This is a genomic window from Afipia sp. Root123D2 (assembly GCF_001425835.1).
GTDB lineage: Bacteria > Pseudomonadota > Alphaproteobacteria > Rhizobiales > Xanthobacteraceae > Afipia.
The window spans coordinates 152,174-172,330 of sequence record NZ_LMDP01000001.1; the positions used below are offsets into that span (position 1 = coordinate 152,174).

Annotated in this window: 26 protein-coding genes; 12 read left to right on the forward strand and 14 right to left on the reverse strand. The window is 62.4% G+C overall.

Going from position 1 to position 20,157, the window contains the following annotated elements:
• The first annotated feature begins 130 nt into the window (after positions 1-130).
• The 4 genes from ASC80_RS00720 (at position 131) to ASC80_RS00740 (ending at position 3,649) form a co-directional block, all read left to right on the forward strand.
• Positions 131-937, forward strand: coding sequence for a lytic murein transglycosylase (locus tag ASC80_RS00720; RefSeq protein WP_056291897.1), 807 nt, complete (start codon positions 131-133; stop codon positions 935-937).
• 121 nt (positions 938-1,058) lie between these two features.
• Positions 1,059-1,199 carry a hypothetical protein gene (locus tag ASC80_RS24060; RefSeq protein ID WP_200941128.1) on the forward strand — a complete coding sequence of 47 codons (141 nt, stop codon included), beginning with the start codon at positions 1,059-1,061 and terminating at the stop codon, positions 1,197-1,199.
• A gap of 507 nt (positions 1,200-1,706) precedes the next feature.
• Entirely contained in the window at positions 1,707-2,012 is a 306-nt protein-coding gene (locus ASC80_RS00730; protein WP_056291899.1) for a hypothetical protein, read from the forward strand.
• Between the two features lie 410 nt (positions 2,013-2,422).
• The gene (locus ASC80_RS00740; RefSeq protein WP_056291903.1) at positions 2,423-3,649 is read left to right on the forward strand and encodes a sensor domain-containing diguanylate cyclase; all 1,227 of its coding nucleotides are present in this window, start codon (positions 2,423-2,425) and stop codon (positions 3,647-3,649) included.
• An 89-nt stretch (positions 3,650-3,738) separates the two neighbouring features.
• Here the strand turns inward: ASC80_RS00740 and ASC80_RS00745 are convergent, their stop codons facing one another.
• Positions 3,739-3,993: a hypothetical protein gene (locus tag ASC80_RS00745; protein WP_156464204.1), complete on the reverse strand. Its 255-nt coding sequence runs from the start codon at positions 3,991-3,993 to the stop codon at positions 3,739-3,741.
• A 245-nt stretch (positions 3,994-4,238) separates the two neighbouring features.
• On the opposite strand from ASC80_RS00745, the gene ASC80_RS00750 reads away from it, so the two are divergent.
• The 5 genes from ASC80_RS00750 (at position 4,239) to ASC80_RS00760 (ending at position 6,314) form a co-directional block, all read left to right on the forward strand.
• Entirely contained in the window at positions 4,239-4,460 is a 222-nt protein-coding gene (locus ASC80_RS00750; protein WP_056291907.1) for a hypothetical protein, read from the forward strand.
• A gap of 314 nt (positions 4,461-4,774) precedes the next feature.
• Positions 4,775-4,945: a hypothetical protein gene (locus ASC80_RS23430; RefSeq protein WP_156464205.1), complete on the forward strand. Its 171-nt coding sequence runs from the start codon at positions 4,775-4,777 to the stop codon at positions 4,943-4,945.
• A gap of 113 nt (positions 4,946-5,058) precedes the next feature.
• Positions 5,059-5,286, forward strand: coding sequence for a DUF6894 family protein (locus tag ASC80_RS00755; RefSeq protein ID WP_056291908.1), 228 nt, complete (start codon positions 5,059-5,061; stop codon positions 5,284-5,286).
• A 189-nt stretch (positions 5,287-5,475) separates the two neighbouring features.
• Positions 5,476-5,748 carry a hypothetical protein gene (locus tag ASC80_RS23435; protein WP_156464206.1) on the forward strand — a complete coding sequence of 91 codons (273 nt, stop codon included), beginning with the start codon at positions 5,476-5,478 and terminating at the stop codon, positions 5,746-5,748.
• Positions 5,745-6,314, forward strand: coding sequence for a DUF4112 domain-containing protein (locus ASC80_RS00760; RefSeq protein ID WP_056291911.1), 570 nt, complete (start codon positions 5,745-5,747; stop codon positions 6,312-6,314). Before ASC80_RS23435 ends, ASC80_RS00760 begins: the two co-directional genes overlap by 4 nt.
• 39 nt (positions 6,315-6,353) lie before the next feature.
• Here ASC80_RS00760 and ASC80_RS00765 read toward each other — a convergent pair whose 3' ends face one another.
• The 7 genes from ASC80_RS00765 to ASC80_RS00800 all read right to left on the reverse strand — a co-directional run bounded on the left by ASC80_RS00765 (position 6,354) and on the right by ASC80_RS00800 (position 12,147).
• Positions 6,354-6,644 carry a hypothetical protein gene (locus tag ASC80_RS00765; protein WP_056291912.1) on the reverse strand — a complete coding sequence of 97 codons (291 nt, stop codon included), beginning with the start codon at positions 6,642-6,644 and terminating at the stop codon, positions 6,354-6,356.
• Between the two features lie 352 nt (positions 6,645-6,996).
• Entirely contained in the window at positions 6,997-7,377 is a 381-nt protein-coding gene (locus tag ASC80_RS00775; protein WP_056291914.1) for a hypothetical protein, read from the reverse strand.
• A gap of 111 nt (positions 7,378-7,488) precedes the next feature.
• Positions 7,489-7,917 carry a peptide-methionine (R)-S-oxide reductase MsrB gene (msrB, locus tag ASC80_RS00780; RefSeq protein ID WP_056291915.1) on the reverse strand — a complete coding sequence of 143 codons (429 nt, stop codon included), beginning with the start codon at positions 7,915-7,917 and terminating at the stop codon, positions 7,489-7,491.
• 50 nt (positions 7,918-7,967) lie between these two features.
• Positions 7,968-8,690 (reverse strand): peptide-methionine (S)-S-oxide reductase MsrA, encoded by a 723-nt coding sequence (gene msrA, locus ASC80_RS00785; protein ID WP_056291918.1) that lies wholly within the window; start codon positions 8,688-8,690, stop codon positions 7,968-7,970.
• Positions 8,691-9,068: 378 nt separating this feature from the next.
• Positions 9,069-9,452: a BA14K family protein gene (locus ASC80_RS00790; protein ID WP_056295390.1), complete on the reverse strand. Its 384-nt coding sequence runs from the start codon at positions 9,450-9,452 to the stop codon at positions 9,069-9,071.
• Between the two features lie 149 nt (positions 9,453-9,601).
• A complete protein-coding gene (locus tag ASC80_RS00795; RefSeq protein WP_244487213.1) occupies positions 9,602-10,864 on the reverse strand; it encodes a serine hydrolase domain-containing protein in 1,263 nt (420 codons plus the stop codon).
• Between the two features lie 173 nt (positions 10,865-11,037).
• Positions 11,038-12,147, reverse strand: a complete 1,110-nt coding sequence (locus ASC80_RS00800) for an ATP-dependent DNA helicase (protein ID WP_056291924.1) — start codon at positions 12,145-12,147, stop codon at positions 11,038-11,040.
• 127 nt (positions 12,148-12,274) lie between these two features.
• Between ASC80_RS00800 and ASC80_RS00805 the strand changes: the two genes are divergently transcribed.
• From ASC80_RS00805 to ASC80_RS00815, 3 genes are all read left to right on the forward strand, one after another.
• Positions 12,275-12,502 (forward strand): hypothetical protein, encoded by a 228-nt coding sequence (locus ASC80_RS00805; RefSeq protein WP_244487155.1) that lies wholly within the window; start codon positions 12,275-12,277, stop codon positions 12,500-12,502.
• A 74-nt stretch (positions 12,503-12,576) separates the two neighbouring features.
• A complete protein-coding gene (locus ASC80_RS00810; RefSeq protein ID WP_056291927.1) occupies positions 12,577-13,815 on the forward strand; it encodes an aminotransferase-like domain-containing protein in 1,239 nt (412 codons plus the stop codon).
• Between the two features lie 4 nt (positions 13,816-13,819).
• The gene (locus tag ASC80_RS00815) at positions 13,820-14,374 is read left to right on the forward strand and encodes an SRPBCC family protein (RefSeq protein WP_056291930.1); all 555 of its coding nucleotides are present in this window, start codon (positions 13,820-13,822) and stop codon (positions 14,372-14,374) included.
• 48 nt (positions 14,375-14,422) lie between these two features.
• On the opposite strand, the gene flbD is transcribed toward ASC80_RS00815, so the two are convergent.
• From flbD to sciP, 6 genes are all read right to left on the reverse strand, one after another.
• Positions 14,423-15,799 carry a sigma-54-dependent transcriptional regulator FlbD gene (flbD, locus tag ASC80_RS00820; RefSeq protein ID WP_056291932.1) on the reverse strand — a complete coding sequence of 459 codons (1,377 nt, stop codon included), beginning with the start codon at positions 15,797-15,799 and terminating at the stop codon, positions 14,423-14,425.
• A 22-nt stretch (positions 15,800-15,821) separates the two neighbouring features.
• Positions 15,822-16,175, reverse strand: a complete 354-nt coding sequence (gene fliN / locus ASC80_RS00825) for a flagellar motor switch protein FliN (protein ID WP_056291934.1) — start codon at positions 16,173-16,175, stop codon at positions 15,822-15,824.
• A 3-nt stretch (positions 16,176-16,178) separates the two neighbouring features.
• Positions 16,179-16,823: a FliH/SctL family protein gene (locus ASC80_RS00830; protein WP_056291937.1), complete on the reverse strand. Its 645-nt coding sequence runs from the start codon at positions 16,821-16,823 to the stop codon at positions 16,179-16,181.
• Positions 16,823-17,917: a flagellar motor switch protein FliG gene (gene fliG / locus ASC80_RS00835; RefSeq protein WP_056291940.1), complete on the reverse strand. Its 1,095-nt coding sequence runs from the start codon at positions 17,915-17,917 to the stop codon at positions 16,823-16,825. Before fliG ends, ASC80_RS00830 begins: the two co-directional genes overlap by 1 nt.
• Positions 17,918-17,923: 6 nt before the next feature.
• Positions 17,924-19,534 (reverse strand): flagellar basal-body MS-ring/collar protein FliF, encoded by a 1,611-nt coding sequence (gene fliF / locus ASC80_RS00840; RefSeq protein WP_056291943.1) that lies wholly within the window; start codon positions 19,532-19,534, stop codon positions 17,924-17,926.
• 172 nt (positions 19,535-19,706) lie between these two features.
• Positions 19,707-19,982, reverse strand: coding sequence for a CtrA inhibitor SciP (sciP, locus tag ASC80_RS00845; RefSeq protein ID WP_002714638.1), 276 nt, complete (start codon positions 19,980-19,982; stop codon positions 19,707-19,709).
• Between the last annotated feature and the right edge of the window lie 175 nt (positions 19,983-20,157).

Consider the following 20,157-nt stretch of genomic DNA (forward strand, 5'->3'; position numbering starts at 1 on the left):
CCGCCGCAGCACGGCCATGATGCGGCGGCCGGGCGCGTTGTGAAAGGGTGTCGTTGTGAAAGAGGTCTCGTTGTGAAAGCGTGTGCGCCGTGCCATCATTGGTGTCCGGGACAACCAAACGGGTTCACATATGATCGCGCGCGCGTTCGCAGCCAGCCTCGTCTCCCTCCTCATCGCCACGCCATCCTTTGCCGCCCAGTGCGGCGGCGATTTCAACACCTTCATCGCCAGTTTCTCGCGTGAAGCCGCGGCGGCCGGCATCTCGCAAGGGGTGATTTCGCAGGGGCTTGGCGGCGTCGCGCAGGACCAGGCGGTGCTGGCGTTCGACCGCCGCCAGCGCGGCACCTTCAAGAAGAGCTTCGAGCAATATGTCGCGACCCGCGTCGGGCCGGGCCGGATCAAGACCGGGCAGGCGATGCTGCAGCGTCACGCTTCGCTGCTGTCGCGGATCGAGCGCCAGTTCGGCGTGCCGCCGCAGATCATCGTCGCGATCTGGGGGCTCGAGACCGATTACGGCAAGGGCGACATGGGCAAGCTGCCGGTGTTCCGGGTGCTGGCGACCATGGCGCATGATTGCCGCCGCACCGAGCTGTTTCAGGGTGAACTGCTGGCGGCGATGAAGATCGTCCAGCGCGGCGATCTCGGTTTCCGCGACATGGTCGGCGCCTATGCCGGCGAGATCGGCCAGACCCAGTTCCTGCCGTCGTCCTACATCAAGTACGGCGTGGACTATGACGGCAACGGCCACGTCGACCTGCGCCACAGTGTGCCGGACGTGCTGGCCTCGACCGCCAACCTTCTGAAGACCGCCGGTTGGAAAGCGGGCGGCGACTATCACGAAGGCTCGGCGAATTTCGAGGCGATGCGCGAGTGGAACAGGGCGACGATCTACCGCAAGACCATCGGTTATTTCGCCGACAAGCTCGGCGGGCGCTAGGCCATTCAACTGTCCGTGCGGTGTGCGCGGCTGCGGCGATGTTTCCCAGCGCCTGATGCCGCAATCTGCTAGACTTCACTTCGGCCAGACGCACCGGCCAGTACGGCAACAGGAGGACGCGATGGCGAAGGGTAAGGACAAGGGCAACAAGGAAGCCAAGAAACCGAAGGCGGACAAGAACGCGCCGAAGGGTGCCGGTTCAGCCTACAAGCAGGCGCAGGGCAAGGGCGCCTCGACGGTCAATCCGTTCACTAAGAAATAAGCGCGCCGCTTGCGGGCATGGCGTGAAAGGGCGGCGTCAGGCCGCCCTTTTGTTTGTGCGATGTTTCGTTTGTTCGAGCAGTGTCGCGCGGGAAATTGCAGCGTGGAACGCAAAACGGCCCGGGAGAAGGATCTTCGCCCGGGCCGCTTCAGATGAATTCCTGGTTACTTCTTCTTGGCGGCCTTCTTCGTCTTCTTGGCCTTTTTCGTCTTCTTGGCTGCTGTCTTCTTCGCCGCCTTCTTCGCCTTCTTGGCTTTCTTCGCCATAACGGCCTCACATGTTGGAGTGGACGGGAACGCTAGGTGAGGCTTGCTCGGCCGAGGGCCAACCTCGCAGCAGCCTCGGTATGAATTGCAACTGATTCGCGCGGCGATGTCGCGGGTTCGCTGAAGTTATGCAACGTTTCGCGCGGGCGCCGGTCGCGGTGCGGCGGAACACATCAACGCGCGATGCGTTTGCCATCGGTCCACATGATCAGCGCCGTTCCGGCGGAAAAGGAGATACCTCATGAAGAAGACGGCTTCGATATTCGTCGCGGCAGCGGCGCTATTTGGCGCGGCACTGGCGGGCGCGCCGCCGGCGTCGGCGCTTCCGGCCAATCCGGGGCTGAGTGCACCGGCGATGGCCGAGACTGTGGCTTGCCGGATGGTGCGAAGCCGGGTCGTTCGCCCGAACGGCAGGGTGACCTACAGGACGGAACGGCGTTGCCGGCCGTCATTCGGCCGTTTCCATCCGCGCTGCAAACACATCCGCACCCGCACGGTGCGGCCGAACGGCACCGTGGTCTATCGCAACGTCCGCCGCTGTCGCTAAGATTTTCCGATAACCCGCGATGATGAACGCCGCCGGGATCACCGCCCCGGCGGCGTTTGTTTTGCGCGCCTGTCAGCTGTTCGGCCTTTCGTAACCATGTTGCCCCCCGCCGTGGCCGGCTCAGTGCTTCGGGTCTTTCACTTGCGGCTTTCGTGATCCCGCGAACGAAGGTACGATTCGCAGAATCTCGCTGTGGGGCCGGGGTATTCACAGATTCAAAACCACGGTGTGGATTATGCGAGCCTGGTCAGCGTCCGTTAAGCTTGGCTCGCGCAACATGGTCGCGACTTCGGGGGAAGGCGTTTTTCCGGGACAGGAAAGGCGGAGGGGCTGGGAGCAGGCGATGCGTTCGGACAACAAGACGAACAGGGACGGGATGATGAGCGCAAGCTGCGACCCCGCGACCTGGCATGCTTAGTGTTCCCACCCTCTGGATCGTTTTCGTCGTCAATTTCGTCGCGCTCGGGCTGGTGTGGATTTACGTCGCCCGCAGCTATCCGAATTTCGAGGCGGCGCGGTTCTGGGCGTTCGCCGCTCTGATGGCCTCCACCGGCGCCGCGATCTCGATGATGCGGGACTATATGAATCCGCTGATCCCGCTCACTGTTGGCGGCGGGCTGCTGATTGCGTCCTGCGGTATCGCATCGATGGGGATCGAGCGATTTTACGACCGGGCGCTGTCATGGCGCCTCCAGGCGGCGATCGTTGTCGTCGGCCTCGCCGGCATATCCTATTACGCTCTCGGAGAGCCGAATACGTCAGCGCGGATCGTGATCTATTCGCTGGTGCAATCGATCGCGATCGGTCTCAGCCTGCGGCTCTGTCTGTCGAACCGCGACGGCATGCGGAAGCCCGGTGCGTATCTGACGGGCGTCATCGCCATTCTCATCATCGCCATCAATCTGGCGCGCGCGGGGATGGCGTATTTCCACGTCGGCGGCGGCGTCTCGATGATGCAGTTCAATCCGCTGCAGGCGGCGCTGGTGCTGGTGCTGCTGTTCCTGTCGATGATGTGGAATTTCGGCTTCCTGCTGATGGCGATCGACCGCCTGCGCGCCGAGGTCGCGGACCTTGCGCTGCTCGACGATCTCACCGGCGTCGCCAACCGCCGCCAGCTTCTGACCCGGCTGACCGAGGAATGCGCCCGCTCCGACCGGGCGATACAGCCGTTCGCGGTGCTGGCGATCGACCTCGACGGTTTCAAGGACATCAACGACAACCATGGCCACGGCGCCGGCGACGAGTGCCTGCGCACCTTCGCCGCGACGGTTCAGGGCCGGCTGCGCGCATCCGATCTGCTGGCGCGCATGGGCGGCGACGAATTCTGCGTGGTGCTGCCGGCGGCGACGGCGCGCGAGGCAGCCGCGGTGGCGCGGCAGTTGCTCGACGTTTGCGCCGAACAGCCGGTGACATGGCAGGGCACGACGCTCAACATCGGCGTCAGCATCGGCATCGCGCAATGGTCGCATGCCGGCTGCCGCACGCCGGAGCAATTGATGGCGGCGGCCGACCAGGCGCTCTATGCCGCCAAGAAGCAGGGCAAGGCGCGCTTTGCGATGTCGGATGAATCTCTGGCCTCGGCGGCTGCGGCCGGCACGCCCACATCTGCGGCCTCGCCGCTGCTCAGGAGTGCCTGAGCGTTTTCACGGACATGGACTGATGAGCGGCGGACGTTGGTCCGCTGCTTCGCGCTGTTTTTCCCCCAGGAGAGGGAAGACGAAACGCGTCAGTCATACCAGTCGCGCCGGTTCGCCGGCGGCGTCTTGCCGGCCTCGCGTCGGCCGCGATGCTTGCCGTTGACGTAAGCCTTCGAGACGGCAGTGAATAGTTCGGCGATCTCGTATTCGAGGAACTCGTTGGCGAGGATCAGCGAGCGGATCGTGCTGCGCAGATCGCCGCCGCACGCGGCGATCGCGGCGTCCGCCGCCGCATTGAGCCGGTCCATTTCCGATTGCGGATTGAGTTCGGGCGCGGCCGACATCGCTAGCATCCATCGTTTGAGTGGATGGTTATGTTCGTGTTTTGTTCTCAAAGAGTCAAGGCCATGATACGCCCGATCCCGAGAACTTTTCTCTGGTCTCAGCACGGTTCGCGAACGTGATCGCGCGGGAACACTATTGAGTATCTATTGCCGGCGATGACGCGCATGATCGCGCCATCGCCGAACCATCCGAGGCCCGCCGGCGACTGAGAGTTTTGCGCTCCCGCCCACAGAGGAGGAGCGGCATGTCCCACGTCAATATCGCCATCAGACACTACGTCTCTTCGATCGCGCACGTCGCGTGTCCGATCTGCAAGGGGGCGCTGACACTGACCGATCATCGACCGGCGCTCAATTTCGGCTTGCGCAGGTTTGCGTGCGAGCACTGCGAGCAGGCCGAGACAACGGACTTTGAAGCAAGAGCCGAAGGCTGGCTGGCCTCGACAGAGCTTCGCCCGCCGACATGACGAACCCGCCCGGCAACCGCCGGACTTTGCCTAGAGGAAAGATTGAATGTCAAACGCCAAGAGTTTCGCGTGGAGTGAATGGATCATTCCGCCGATTGTCGTTCCGGTTTTCCTCGGCCTGCTGATCGCGGCTTCGGTCATTTTCTAGCGGCGACGCCGAAGGGCGGCGCGTCGACTAAAACGCAGAGTAAGTCGTACATCGGACAGACACTGCCCGTTATCGTCATTATGTTGCTCCCATCACCGCACGAATTCTGGCGACCACCGGTGACTGGGAGATCCATCAGGCTCCCGTCACTTGCCCGGAGCGCTTCGTGCCGACGTCCGACCATCTTTGTCCCCGCGGCGGGGCCGAAATGACGCTGGTGTTCAAGAACCGGCGTCGCATCTATCTGTGCCAGAAATGCACGAGCGATCCGTTCAAGTCTCCCGTGGTCAAAGACCTGCTGGATGCCCCGGCGCTCAAGCCTCCCAAGCGCAGTTGATCGCAACGTGACCGCCGGACGTTTGGGCGCGATGGCGACGCCCGGATCAATCGTTGAAACGATGAAACCTTTCCCGGCCTGAAGATTTACATTCGGGCCCACAGGAGAGGTGTATGCCGCGCTATCATTTCCATGTCTATCACGACACCAAACGGACCGACTTCGACGGCGTCGAATTGCCTGACAAGGATGCAGCGTGGGAAGAGGCGACGGTCGCTGCGGGTGAAATGGTCAAAGGCCTCGATGGCTCATTGAAGCCGGGCCACGACTGGCGGATGGAAGTTACCGACGAATTTGAAAATCCGCTCTGGGAAATTCACGTCAAGGCGAAGAAGAAGTAAGGCATGTTCCGGCGGGCTGGAGCGACGGCCGGCCATGGCCGACTCGCCTTGCGTCGCTCCGAGCCTGGTGTGTATCGGGATTTGCCAGCTCCCACTGACGGCGGAGCAGGAGTGGATCGCCATCGAGCATTTCTATCGCGTGGTGATGGAGAGACGCGCGGCGCGGGAGCGTGCGGGGAGAAACCATGGGTGAACGATCCTCGTCCCAGCGCTGTGTTCCTTTTTCTCCTCTCCCACACAAGAGCGTTTACGCTCGTCTTCGACGAGCTATGGGGAGAGGGGAAAGAACAGGAAGAGGGAAAAACGCCTGCGCTGCATCCAGTGCGCGCAAAGTGCTGCGCGAATCCGTCGCGATTCATGACGGAATGGCAACTTGTCGCCGGGTCGCGCGTTGCTTATCTCAACCTGGCTGTTGCCGGGGAAACCGTTGCGCTAACCCGCAAGGCAGGGGCAAGATCATGACCACCACTGCAGGAACCCTGATGTCCGACCAGACCGTCCGCTCGTCGCGCCCGCGTCCCACGATCATCGATCAGGACGGCAACGAGGTGCGTCCCGCCAGCCCGTTCAGCGGCGGCAGCTTCAGTTTTCAGGATCTCAGCGGTAATTTCGCCGCCGGTGGCGGCTTCGGCGGCCCCGGCCAGGGCCCGAATTTCGGCGGCATGCCGTTCGGCAATCTGACGCGCGCGCAGCGTTTCGCACGACTCGATGCGCTATCGAAACTGCTCGATGTCGCCTTCGTGCTGCCGGGCACCAATGTGCGCTACGGCATCGACGGGCTGATCGGCCTGATCCCGATCGTCGGCGATCTGCTCACCACCGCGATCTCGCTCTGGATCGTGCGGGAGGCGCGCTCGCTCGGGGCGCCGAAGCACATCATCGCGCGGATGCTCGGCAATGTCGCGCTCGATGGCGTGGTCGGGCTGGTGCCGTTCGCGGGCGACGCGTTCGACGTCATGTTCCGCGCCAACATGCGCAACATGCGTCTGCTCAAGCGCTGGATGGACAAGCAGCCGCGCATGGATTGAGCGCGGCTGACGGTCGTGACGGTCGTCGAAACTATTGGATCAGGAGGACGCGGCTTCGGCCTCGACCTTTGCTTCTTCCGGCTCGGGACGGTTGCGCTCAAGCGGAAAGTCGCTGCTCTCGTACAGCGAACGAATACCGCTCTGGTCGAAGCGGGCCTCGTCAACCTGAAGATAGGCGCCGTTCAGCGAATCCGCAGGCAGCTGCTCGATCGCGAACTGGACGGCCTCGGCCGCGGTGCCGAAGCGGCGATAAGCAAACCCTGCACGCTTCTTCTTGCGGATCGCGGCGGGAAATAGTTCTGCTTCGGTGTTGTAGTTGAACGCAGCCATCGTCTTTGGCCTTCTTCTGTTAGAACGGACGGAGGAAGCGATCATTCAGGGGGCGCGGGGATCGCCGATCGGGCATCGCCGGGGGCCGCATCGCTTCTGGACAGTCTCTAATATAGGCCTTTTTACGCGAAATGCGACCCATCACGAGCAACATCGTGAATCTTGCAATCAAGCAATGAATCTGCGCGGTGCCGATAAACCCTTGAATCTCAACGTCATGGCAAATGTCATACGACATCTGCGAAAATCGTCGCAGATCGGGATTTTTGCGCATGGCCACGCACGATCGGCCGGTCACGATCGCCGCGGAAGTTCCGTCGCGGAAACAGGCTCGCGGCGGAAGAAGGCCGAGCTAGTGCACCTGCATATCGCTGACCGGCACGACCTTCAGCGGCGTGTCGTAGGCTTCAACGCGGAGCGCGGCTGCGGACATCAGCCCGATCTGCTTCACCGGCGCCTGCTCAAGATCGCCGGCGGCGTTGCGGCGGATTCCGTACTGCCAGACATTCACCGTGCCGGCGTTGCTGATGGCCCTCGCGACATCCTCCGCGCCATGCGCGTGCATGTCCTCGAGTTCGTTGCGGCTCAAGCCGATGACAAGGGTGTCGCGCGGGGTAACCACCTTGAACAGCTCCACGTTGCTGGTGCTGAAAAGCGGTTCCTGCACGACCATCTGCAGCATCAGGCCGGCGAAGCCGATCCCCAATACGGTCTGGCGCGATCTCACGGACATTCCAAACTTCCCGGTATTCCCAAGCGTGTTGCGATTCACAGAGCCGACGATGCGCCCGCGCGACGGACAAGGTCGCGCGGGAGATCGCAGGCAATGCTGAAAAGATACGGATTACTTCGGCAGATGTTTCAACGCTGCCGAGTTGATGCAGTAGCGCAATCCGGTCGGACCCGGTCCGTCCGGAAAGACATGGCCGAGATGGCCGTTGCACTTCGAGCACAGCACCTCGGTGCGCACCATGCCGTGGCTGTGATCGTGCTCCTCGGCGACATGACCGTCCGCTGCCGGCGCAGTGAACGAGGGCCAGCCGCAGCCGGAATCGAACTTGGCATCGGATGCGAACAGGGTCTGGCCGCAACCGGCGCAGACATAAGTGCCGGGCTCGTGGGTGTGGTCGTATTCACCCGAGAACGGGCGTTCCGTCGCTTTCTCGCGCAGCACTGCATACTGCATCGGTGTAAGCTCCGCGCGCCACTCGGCTTCGGATTTCTCGACCTTACCCTGGCTCGCGGCCTGTTTGGTGGTGGTGGTCCCGGACATCGATATTCCCCATATCGTCATTCGTCGTGTCGCTTAATTCGTCGTCGACTCTAATTGGTGGTCGCCTTGGCATCGCGAACCAGTGCCGGCTTGTCGCGATAGCTCTCCGCGAACACCTTCTTCAGGTTCTCGATCTTGGGCAGATCGTTGAACACGATATAGGGCTGGCGCGGATGCAATGTCAGGTAGTCCTGGTGATAATTTTCAGCCGGGTAGAACGCTTGCAGCGGCTCGATCGTGGTGGCGATCGGCTTCTTGTAGACCTTCGCGCTGTTGAGCTGGGCGATGTAATCCTGCGCGACGGTCCGCTCCTCGGGCGAGGAGGCAAAGATCGTGGAACGATATTGCGTGCCGCTGTCCGGTCCCTGCCGGTTCAGCTGGGTCGGATCGTGGACCACCGAGAAATAGATCTGCAGGATCTTGCCGTAGCTGATCTTCTGCGGGTCGTAGGTGATTTTCACGGCTTCGGCGTGGCCGGTGGTGCCATTGCTGACGGCGTCGTAGTTCGCGGTGGTCTCCTTGCCGCCGGCATAGCCGGAGACGGCCTGCACCACGCCGTTGGTGTGCTGATAGACGCCCTGGACCCCCCAGAAGCAGCCGCCGGCGATCACCGCGGTTTTCAGTCCGCTCGCGGGGGCCATGTCAGCCTTGGGCGCGGGAATGATGAAGGGCTCTTCGGCGGCGCGCGAAGGGGCCACCATGAACCATGTCAGGGCCACCGCGCTGGCTGCGGTGACGGCGAAGGCGGCCCGGCCGAATGTCATGCTGCGCATGGAGTGTCCTTTGTGCCGTCGGAACGGCATCGAATCGGGTTGCGGATGCCACAAATACGCGATCGGACCGGCGTTGTTACACTCACTTGCTCACACAAGGTCGTGAATGAAAAGTTATGGAATAACAGGCGGTTGTTGCAACGCAACGCGATCCGGACGGCCGCCCAGCGAAGGCATGGCGCCCGATCGCGACGGAACCCCCAGGAAATAACCGCGCAATGCGGCGCATGCGCTCACCCCGGCTGTTCAGCTTGGCCATGCCGGAAATATCAGCGGCGGGATGAGAAGCTGGCCGATCCGAATTCCAATGTGTGGACTCCTGCGCACAAAAAAATCGCGGGCCGAAGCCCGCGATTTGAACTGCGACCGCCCGAAAAGTTACGGGCAGGGATAGCGGTTGCCGTCGTTGTTCAGATAGGTGCCCGAGCGCGGATCGTACGAGCGGTAACGCTGCGCGCAATAGGCTGCGTTCTGCTGGGCCTGGGCGTTGCCACTGGCAATCGCACCGCCGATGATCGCGCCGGCCGCGAGGCCGAGACCGATGCCGGCTGCGGTGCCGCCATAACCGTGATGATGACGATGGCCGTAATATCCGCGGCGATAGTATCCGCGGCGATAGTACTGAACGTTCTCTGTGGCGGTGGGAACAGCCTTGTTCAGCGCTGCGTTCGCGGTGAGCGGTGCGGCGTTGGCCTCAGCAGTCAACGTCAGCGAAGCTGCACCGAGCAACAACGCGGCGGCGAGAAGTTTGGCATGTGTCATCATGTACTCCCTGTTGAGATTCTGAGCAGTTGGTCGGTCGCCAATTGTACGAAACACGTCTCAAATGAATGGCGAATGAACGACGAAGGCGATGTATTGCACCACGAGGCGATCGCTTTCCAGCTTGCTCCGATTGTAGGTGTGTTTGGCTATTTCATCAACTCCTTCGCCACTGCGGCAAATGCCGGCAACGTGACTGGATCGTTGAAGGCGTTGGCGGCCCTTGGATGCGAGGCATAACGCACGATCACCATTTCAGCCTTCGGATCGATGTAGATGCTCTGGCCGTAGATGCCGCGCGCCATGTACGCGCCGTGGTCGTTGTTGGTGATCCACCACATGTCACGATAGGACCAGCCGGGCAGGGTCTGGTAGCCGGCTTTGGCGAACTTCGCCTTGTCGCCGCCCTTCTCGATGTCGGCGACGGCATCCGCCGGGATGATCTGCTGGCCGTTGAAGCGGCCCTTGTTGCGCATCATTTCACCGAAGCGGGCGAGATCGCGCAGCGTGGTGTTGATTCCGCCGCCGCCGGATTCGGTGCCGATGCTGTCAACCATGAAATAGGCGTCGTGCTCGGCGCCGAGTTTCGACCAGATGGTTGATGACAGAAGGTCCGCCATCGACTGGTTGCTGACCCGCTTGATGATCCACGCCAGCACTTCGGCATTCGCCGTTTTGTAGGCGAAAGCCTGATCGTGTTCACCCTCCTTGGTAAGCTTGACCAGGAATTCATAGAATGTCTTCGGTCCCTGATAGTCGGGCCGCTGCGGAATCATGCCGCCGGCGCGTGCGTAGTCGTACACCTCGGCCTTGGGGTCGGCATAGTTTTCGGAGTATTTGACGCCGACAGTCATGTCCATCACCTCGCGCACGGTAGCGTCGGCGTAGGCGCTGTCTTTCAACTCCGGAATGTATTTCGTCACCAGCGCCGCGGGATCGAGTTTGCCTTGCGCGACGAGGATCGAGGCGAGCGTGCCGACGAACGATTTTGTAGCTGAAAAGCCGATATGCGGGCGGTCCGCAGCGCCGTCGCCAAAATATTTCTCGTAAACGATCTGTCCTTTGTGCAGCACCAGCAAACCATCCGCATAGGTCAGCGCCGGAACGTCGCCGAATGTGATCTGCTTGCCGTCGAGCGTGGTGATCGCAATGCCGTCGAGATTGCGTTCGGCGCGTGGCAGCGCCGCGACCGGGCCTTCGCCACGCGAGACGTTCGCGGTCGGCACCAGTTCACGGATGTGGTTGAACGCCCATCGCGTCTGCGGAAAGCGCGAACTCGATCCGTCGCCGAAGCGGACGATCTTGTCGGGCGGCGGCGGAAATCCTTCCATCACATGGTTGGCTTCGGGATCGGTTTGCGCGGCGGTGGGCAATTGCGCCGGCATTTCGGCGTATGCCGGAAGCAGCATCATCGCGGTGAGCGTGGAAAAAGCCAAAGTCCGCGAGACCGGCAGGCCGATGCGTGATGTCATGAGAGTCTCCCCGAATGTTTCTGGCCGACGCTGTTCGTTGCAGCGCTTGGAGCAAGCCTAATCGAGGGCCGTGGCAGATGCTATCACATTCAGACGACGATGCCGTATCGCGATCATACCACGATGCTGAGACGCTTCGCCGCCCGTGTGATGCCGGTGTAGAGCCAACGCGCGCGGCTGTCCTGAAAAGCGAAACTCTCGTCGAACAGCACCACATCGTCCCACTGCGAGCCTTGCGACTTGTGCACGGTGAGCACATAGCCGTAGTCGAACTCGTCGTAGGGTTTGCGCTGTTCCCACGGAAGGTCCTCGATGCCGCCGGCGAAGCAATCGGCGCGCACCGATACCTTGGTGACCTTGGCGCCGAACTCCTCGTCGGGTGACAGCCGCATGGTGATGATCTTCGATTTCGACTGCGCGCGCGCCTTGACGCGCCATAGGCCGCCGTTGAACAGCGCTTTCTTGCGATTGTTGCGCAGGCAGACAAGCTTGTCCCCGGCCACCGGCAGTTCGTCTTCGATGCCGTTCTTCTGGCGCACCCGCATGTTGTAGGCGCGCCGCGTGTTGTTGCGGCCGACAAGAATCTGGTCGGCCTGCATCACGCGGTCGGGATCGAGTTCGTTGCGGCTGACCACTTCGCTGTCGCCGAACTGGCCCTTGTCGAGCGAACGGCCTTCGCGCACCGCCATTGACATCCGCACGATCGGGTCGTCCTGCGCCTGACGGTGGACTTCAGTCAGCATCGCGTCGGGCTCGGAGTTTGTGAAGAAGCCGCCGCCCTGGATCGGCGGCAACTGAGCCGGATCGCCCAGCACGAGAAGCGGACAGTCGAACGACATCAGGTCGCGGCCGAGTTCGGCGTCGACCATCGAACATTCATCGATCACGATCAGCTTGGCCTTGGAGGCGGGCGCATCGTCCCACAGTTCGAAGCTCGGCTGCTCTTCGCCGGATTCGCGGGTGCGGTAGATCAGCGAATGAATCGTCGATGCGTTGTCGCAACCCTTGTTGCGCATCACCAGCGCCGCCTTGCCGGTGAAGGCAGCGAATTTCACCTCGCCCTTGACGTCATCGGCGATGTGGCGCGCCAGCGTGGTCTTGCCGGTGCCGGCGTAGCCGAACAGGCGGAACACCTGTGGCGTGCTGCCTTGCCCAGGCTTGGCCTTGAGCCAGTCTGCGACGGCGGCGAGCGCCTTATCTTGATGCGGAGTGAAAGTCGGCATATCGGCTCGGTATGATAATCCAGAGGTGTCGATGCGGGCAGGGGTCGTCAATAGCCGACTCGGGCCCGCAAGGGGGAAGGAATTTGCGGCGAATTTGCATGGGCGCCGGCGATTTGACGGCGGTGCGGTGAAAACGTCGGTCGCCAGCGCGTTGCGAGCCGCTTATATCTGGGTGATGGAACAGGGCAACCGTACCGCGAAGGTTTTCAAGCGCGTGCTGATCGTCGCGGTCATGGCGTTCATCGTTTTCGTTTTCGGCACCTTTGCCGTCAATTTCTACCGTAATTATCAATCCGGCGACGGTCCGCAGCCGGGCATCATTTTCGAGCGCTCCGACCGTCCGCCGCGCGTGTGAGGCCGCAGGACATTGCGTCCGTGTGGTTTGCGCCTCTATAAATCCAGCAACGAACAATAAGGGAGACGCCGTTCATGACTTCGCCATCGTTTGATTTTGCGCCATTGCTGGCGGAGGGCTTGCCGCCGGCTGCGGCGAAGTGGACGGGCTTTCCGAAATACAATTTTGTCGGCGGCAACAACGATGCCGATCAGGTTCCGGTCGACAAGCTGATCGCGGCTTCAACGGCCGTGCTGGAACGCGAAGGCGCAACGCTCGCGACGTACGGCCTGAACAGCGGGCCGCAAGGCTATCTGCCGCTGCGCGAATTCTTGGTCGGAAAGCTGAAACGCGATGCTGCCATCGATTGCACCGCCGACGACATCCTGGTGACGTCGGGTTCGTTGCAGGGTCTCGATCTCGTCAACAGCATCCTGACCCAGCGGGGCGATACGGTGCTGATCGAGGAAGACTGCTATCAAGGTTCGATCAACCGGCTGGTCCGGCGCGGGGTCAACATTGTCGGTATTCCGCTCGACAAGGGCGGGATGCGGATCGACGCGGTCGCCGCTGCGCTCACCGATCTCAAGCGGAAAGGCATCCGCCCCAAATATATCTACACCATTCCCACGGTGCAGAATCCGACCGGCTCGATCATGAGTGAGGAGCGCCGTCGCGAGCTTTTGAAACTGTCATCCGAATACGGCGTGCCGATCTTCGAGGACGATTGCTATGCCGACTTGATCTGGAACGGCGAACGGCCGCCGGCGCTCTACGCCATGAGCGAGGGCGCGGGCGTCATCCATATCGGCTCGTTCTCCAAGTCTGTCGCGCCTGCCTTGCGCGTTGGCTACATCGTCGCAGGTTGGGATGTGCTTTCACGGATTCTCGCGATCAAGACCGATGCCGGGTCCGGGGCGCTGGAGCAGATGGTGTTGTCCGAGTTTTGCACGGCACACTTCGCCGATCATGTGCCGAAGCTGCGGAAAGGTCTTCGCATCAAGCTCGAGGCGTTGATGGAAGCGCTGGCCGAGCAGTTCGGCACCGCGGCCGAGTTCGACGATCCGCCGGGTGGCATCTTCCTGTGGGTCAAGCTGCCGGACAATGTCGATGCGCCCAGACTCTATCAATGTGCGCAGGCGGCGGGTATCGCGATCAATCCCGGCCCCGAATGGTCCGTCAATGCCACGCACAGCAAAAGCCGGCTGCGGTTGTGTTTCGCCAGTCCTTCCGTGCAGCAGATCCGCGACGGCGTCGCGGCGCTGGCGGAGGTCTGCCGGCAGGAATTCGGGGTGCCGACGCGCAGCGCGAACGTGGAGCGGAACAAGAGCTGACCGCATGATGCAGAAGATTTTTGTCGGCCTGATCGCCACCATCGGCTCTTTCCTCGCGTTGATCCTGCTGCAGCCGTCCGACTATCGCGTCTTGCGAACCATGGTCACGTCGGCTCCGGCGGCGGCGGTGTTCGCGCAGATCGATGATTTCCATCGCTGGCAGGACTGGTCGCCTTGGGCGAAGCGTGATCCGGCGGCAAAGGTCTCGTTCGACGGGCCCGCGAGCGGCGAGGGCGCGATCTTCGCATGGTCAGGCAACAACGAGGTCGGGGAAGGGCGAATGACGTTGACGGAAAGCCGCCCGGCGGAAGCTGTCAGGATCAAGACCGATTTAGTAAGGCCGTTTGTCGGCACCAGTTATTCGGATTTTTCATTGAAGCCTGAAGGCGGCGGCACATCCGTATCCTGGACGATTTCCGGCCAGAACGATTTCATCGGCAAGGCGATTTGCCTTTTTGTCAGCATGGACAACGTGCTCGGCGCTGAAATGGAAAAAGGACTCGCCAGCCTCAAGGTGCTGGTGGAAACCGGCGACAAAACAAAACCGGCGCAAAACTGAGGTTTGCGCCGGCGTTTGTGTCGAACGTTGACGTGCGCGTTGGGTGGCTCAGGCCGCAGCGACGCTCCGCGCTTCACCGGAGCCCGGCGGCGGAATCGGCTGGCCATCGTCGGCGTATTCGTTGAGTTTGTTGCGCAGCGTGCGGATCGAAATCCCGAGGATGTTGGCCGCGTGGGTGCGATTGCCGAGGCAATGCTTCAGCGTTTCGAGGATCAGGTCGCGTTCGACGTCGGCGACGGTGCGTCCGACCAGCGCGCGCGTCACCTGCTCGGCGGCGAGCGTGGCGTGCGCGACGACAGGCGCGGTCCTGGCGAGGTCGAGACGGTCGCCATCGGGCGAGAGGATCGCATCGGCCCCGATTTCGTCGCCCTGCGCCATCAGCACCGAGCGATGGATGGTGTTCTCCAGTTCGCGGACGTTGCCTTGCCAGCGGTTGGTGGTCAGCACGCGCCGTGCGTCCGCAGCGATCGGACGGACCGGAACGCCATTGGCGTCGGCATATTTCTTCGCGAAGTGCTGGGCGAGTTCGAGAATGTCCGCCGGGCGGTCGCGCAGTGCCGGGATTTTCAGGTTGACGACGTTGAGGCGGAACAGCAGGTCCTCGCGGAAGGTGCCGTCGCGCACCGCGTCGGCAAGATTGCGGTTCGAGGTTGCGAGGATACGGATATCCACCGGAACGGGGCGGGTGCCGCCGACGCGGTCGATGACGCGCTCCTGAATCGCGCGCAGCAGTTTCGATTGCAGCCGCACGTCCATTTCCGAGATTTCGTCGAGCAGCAGCGTTCCGCCATTGGCTTCTTCGAATTTGCCGATGCGGCGCGCGATGGCGCCGGTGAACGCCCCCTTCTCATGGCCGAACAGTTCGGATTCCAGAAGATGTTCCGGGATCGCCGCGCAATTCACCGAGATGAATGGCCGCTTGGCGCGATGAGACCGGGTGTGAACGTAGCGCGCCAGCACTTCCTTGCCGGTGCCGGATTCTCCGGTGATCATCACCGAAGCGTCGGAGCCTGCGATCTGCTGCGCCAGCTTTATGACCTTGGCCATCGACTCGTCGCGATAGATCAGGTCGCGTGAATCGTTGGCGACGGCAGCCAGCACCGCGGCGATCAGTTCAGGATCGGGCGGCAGCGGGATGTATTCCTTGGCGCCGGCGTGAATGGCGGCGACCGCGGCGCGGGCATCGCTGGTGATGCCGCAGGCGACGATCGGCACATGAATGTGCTCGGCTTCGAGCCGCATCACCAGATCGCGGATATCGATGGCGACGTCCACCAGCAGCAGGTCGGCTCCCTTGCCGCCGCGCAGCACACGCATCGCCTGCTCCGAGTCCTCGGCGTGGGTGACGGTGGCGCCATTTTCCATGGCGATCTTGGTTGCGGTGGTGAGTTGGCCCTTCAGGGTGCCAACGATAAGAAGCCGCATGGTTATCTCCTGTCAGTCATAGTCAGGCGCGTTCCGCCTTGATGATTTCGGTCATGGTCACGCCGAGCTTGTCTTCGACAAGGACGACCTCGCCACGCGCCACCAGCCGGTTGTTGACGTAGATGTCGATCGCCTCGCCGACGCGGCGGTCGAGTTCGAGAACCGTTCCGGGCCCGAGCTTGAGCAGGTCGGCGACATCCATTTTGGAGCGGCCGAGCACCGCGGACACCTGAACCGGAACGTCGAAGACGGCTTCGAGATCGGCTGCGATCCGGGTGCCGGCATCGTCCTCGGTGGAAGCCGCGAGATCGTCGAGCGCCGGTGCGTCGGCGGCGTTCAGATCGGGAAGCGGGACGGGGCTGTCGTTGTCGCTCATGATTCAGTCCTCGGAGCCGGTGGAAATTCCGGCCTGGTTGCGGGATGCGATGTAGCGTCCCACGAGTTCGGCAATCTTGGTGTCGATCGACGCGCGCTCCAGCGTGACGCCGCCGTCGGCCCATTCGATCCGGCAGTCGCCGGTTTCGATGTCCGGCTCGGCGAGGATCACGAGACGGCCCTCGAAGCCGTTTCGCTTGGCCAATTGTTCGATCTGCACGCGAGCGGCGTCGTAGAGCGCATCGTTGATCCGCACCACGATGTGTGGCGTCGAGGTGAGGTGGCGGAAGCAGTCGCTGACCAGCGCCGTAATCTCGGTCAGTGGCTCGGCGGCCACCAGTTCGCTGCACAGCTTGCGGGCGACGGCGACCGCGACATCGACCGCTTCGGTTTCCATGCGGTTTTCGATGCTGCCGAAACCGGAAGCAATGGAGCGAATGGCGATCGAAATTTCCTCGAATGCCAGCGCGGCGCGCCGGTCGCTTTCCGCCTTGGCTTCGCGCTGGGCGGCGGCAAAGCCATCGCGATAGCCGCGCGCTTCGGCTTCTGCGGTTCGCTGGGCGATCTCCGCGCTGGTGGCCACGCGCTCCTTGGAGGTGGCTGACGCCGCGAAGTCGGTGTCGAACAGGAATTTTGCGGGCGCGGCCATCAGTACACCAGCTCGTCGTCAGCGCGGTTTTTCTGCAGCATGATCTCGCCCTTGGCGGCAAGATCCTTGGCGAGATTGACCAGCAGGGCCTGCGCCTCGTCGACATCGCGCAGGCGCACGGGGCCGGCGGCGGCCATGTCGTCGAGCAGCATCTTGCCGGCGCGGCTCGACATGTTGCTGAGGAAGAATTCGCGCACCGCGTCGTTGGCGCCCTTGAGCGCGACGCCGAGCTTGTCCTTGTCGATATGGCGCATCAGCGTCTGTGCCGAACCCGAATCCAGCTTCACCAGATCGTCGAAGGTGAACATCAGCGCCTTGATGCGTTCGGCCGACTCCCGGTTGTCTTCTTCCAGCGAAGTCAGGAAGCGGGTCTCGGTCTGGCGGTCGAAATTGTTGAAGATTTCGGCCATCACCTCGTGGGCGTCACGGCGCCGGGTCTGCGACAGGTTCGACATGAATTCGGTGCGCAGCGTCTGCTCGACGCGCTCGATGACTTCTTTCTGGACGGCTTCCATCCGCAGCATCCGGCCGACGACGTCCAGCGCCATCTCCTCGGGCAGGATCGCCAGCACGCGCGCGGCGTGCTCGGGCTTCAGTTTCGACAGCACCACGGCGATGGTCTGCGGGTATTCGTTCTTGAGATAGTTGGCGAGAACCTCTTCCTGCACGTTGGAAAGCTTCTCCCACATGTTGCGTCCGGCCGGACCGCGGATTTCGTCCATGATGCCGGTCACGCGCTCGGAAGGCAGGTATTGCTGCAGCAACCGTTCGGTCGCGTCGAAGTTGCCCATCAGCGCGCCGGAGGCCGACATCCGCGAGACGAATTCGAGCAGCAGGTCCTCGACCACATCGGCTTCGACGGTGCCGAGCGACGACATCACCGCGGAGAGTTCGCGCACTTCGTCGTCATCGAGCATCGCCCAGACCTTGCCGCCATACTGTTCGCCGAGCGCCAGCATCATGATCGCAGCACGCTTGGGGCCGCTCAGCGGTGCAGTGCGCTGGCGTCCGCCCTGACGGCTCGCAAGGGTAGCGACGACACTGGCGATGTCGTTGGTGTTGGCGTTGTTCGAAAGAGCGGGTGTATTTGCCATGTCGCGTTACGCCGGTTCTGCAAGCCATTGACGGATAATGGAGGCGGTTTCGGTCGGGTTGCGCTCGGCAAGTTCTCCGACGCGATGAACCGACTGGGCGTGGACCTGGCCCTGAACCTGGGCGACGTCGATCATCTGGCCGGTCGCATTGTTCATGAGCTGCGGCTGCGCGGGGGGCGCTTCCGGCAGCGCCGGGAGCGGCGCTTCGGTGGGCCTCGCCGGATCGGCGGCCAATACGCGCTTGAGCAGCGGCCGGATCACCATCACCAGCACGACCAGGCTCAGCAGCATCATGACGCCGAGCTGGATGAAGTACATGATGTCGTCCTTGGTGAACTGGAACATGCCCAGCCAGCCGGTCGGCTCAGCGGTCGGGATCGACGTCGGCCCTTCGGCGAATTTCAGGTTGATGACCTGCACCTGGTCGCCGCGCTTCTCATCAAAGCCGATGGCGGAGCGGACAAGGGTGGAGATGCGGTCGAGGTCTTCCTTGGAGCGCGGCGTATAGACCAGTTCGCCCTTGTCGTTCTTGGCATAGCTGCCGTCGACCAGCACCGCGACCGACATCCGCTTGACCCGGCCGCCTTCGACGACCTCGGTCTTGGTGACGCGCGAAATCTCGTAGTTGTTGATTTCTTCGCTCTTCTTGCTCTCGTCCTTCGCCGTCGGCGTACTGCCGCCCTGTTGCTGGCCGCCGGGCAGCTCGTTGTTGACGGTGACCTGACCGTCCTTGTTGTCGGCGGTGGTCGAGGATTCCTCGCGGGTCTGGCTGGAGCGCAGCACCCGGCCTTCCGGATCGAACTTATCGGAGGTCTGGGTCACCTTGTTGTAGTCGAAGTCGGCGGAGAGCTGAACGCGGGCGCGGCCGGCGCCGACTACCGAGGAGACGATGCTCTCGACCTCACGGCGCATCCGGCTCTCATAGGCCGCGCGGCGCTCGTCGCCAGTCAGGCCGTCAGCGCCGGCATCGCCGGGGTCGCCATTGGCGAGCAACTGGCCGGTTTCGTCGACGATCGAGACACGCTGCGGCTTCAGGCCGTTGACGGCGGAAGCGACGACATGGCGAATCGCGCGGACCTGCTGCGGCTCGAGCTGGCCCCGCACGCGCAGAACGATCGAGGCAGAGGGCTGGGGCGTTTCACGGGAGAACAGCGGCCGTTCTGGCAGCACCAGATGGACCCGCGCGGCCTGAATCCGGTCGATGCCCTTGATGGTGCGGGCGAGTTCGCCTTCGAGCGCTCGTAAATGATTGATATTCTGAACGAAACTTGTGGAGCCGAGCGCATCCGCCTTGTCGAAGATCTCGTAGCCCACCCCGCCGCCTTTCGGCAGGCCGCCCTCGGCGAGCTTCATCCGCAGCTTGGTGACCTTGTCCTTGGGCACCATGATGATGGCGCCGTCGTTCTTCAGCTCATACGGGATCGCCTGACGATCCAGCTCCTTGATGATGCCCGAGGAGTCCTCGTAGCTCAGATCAGTAAAAAGCGTGGTCATCTGCGGCGTCGTGACGCGCATGATGACGAAACCGAAGAATCCAATGAGCGCGAGAGTGACGGCGGCCATTGCCGCCATCCGCGCTGCGCCCAGACCTCGAAGAAATGCCACCAGACCTTGCACTGCCCAACCCCAAGAATCGGCACCGCGCGCCGACTGGGCAGAATTTGCCTAGGTATGGTTTCGATATGGTTAACGCCGGTTAACGTCCGAGGACAAATCGTGGAAACGACAAACGCCGGCCTCTAAAAAGAGGCCGGTTTTTGTCAAAAGCGTCGAATTTTGATGGAAAGTCTTACTGACGGTACTGCTGGATGCGCGTAGTGCGCAAACCGGCGAGACCATGCTGGTCGATCGAGAACTGCCAGGACAGGAATTCGTCCACCGTCAGCGTGTAGCGGCTGCAGGCTTCCTCAAGGGAAAGAAGGCCGCCGCGGACCGCCGCAACGACTTCGGCCTTACGGCGGATGACCCACCGTTTGGTTCCGGGCGCTGGCAAATCCGCAATCGTAAGCGGGCTGCCATCTGGCCCGATGACGTACTTCACCCTCGGGCGGTGGGGTTCTGTCATGGTGTACTCACAAACTCGAACTACTGAACTCGTGAAAACAACCTACGCGCCGCCGCTTAAAATTTGCCTAAGCTCAAGGCTCCAATACGATTCTCCTTGCACACGTCGGAAACCCGGCCACCGGGTTCCCCGGCGGCCGGGTGTCTAGCCCGTCTGATGTGAGTGAGATTGCCGC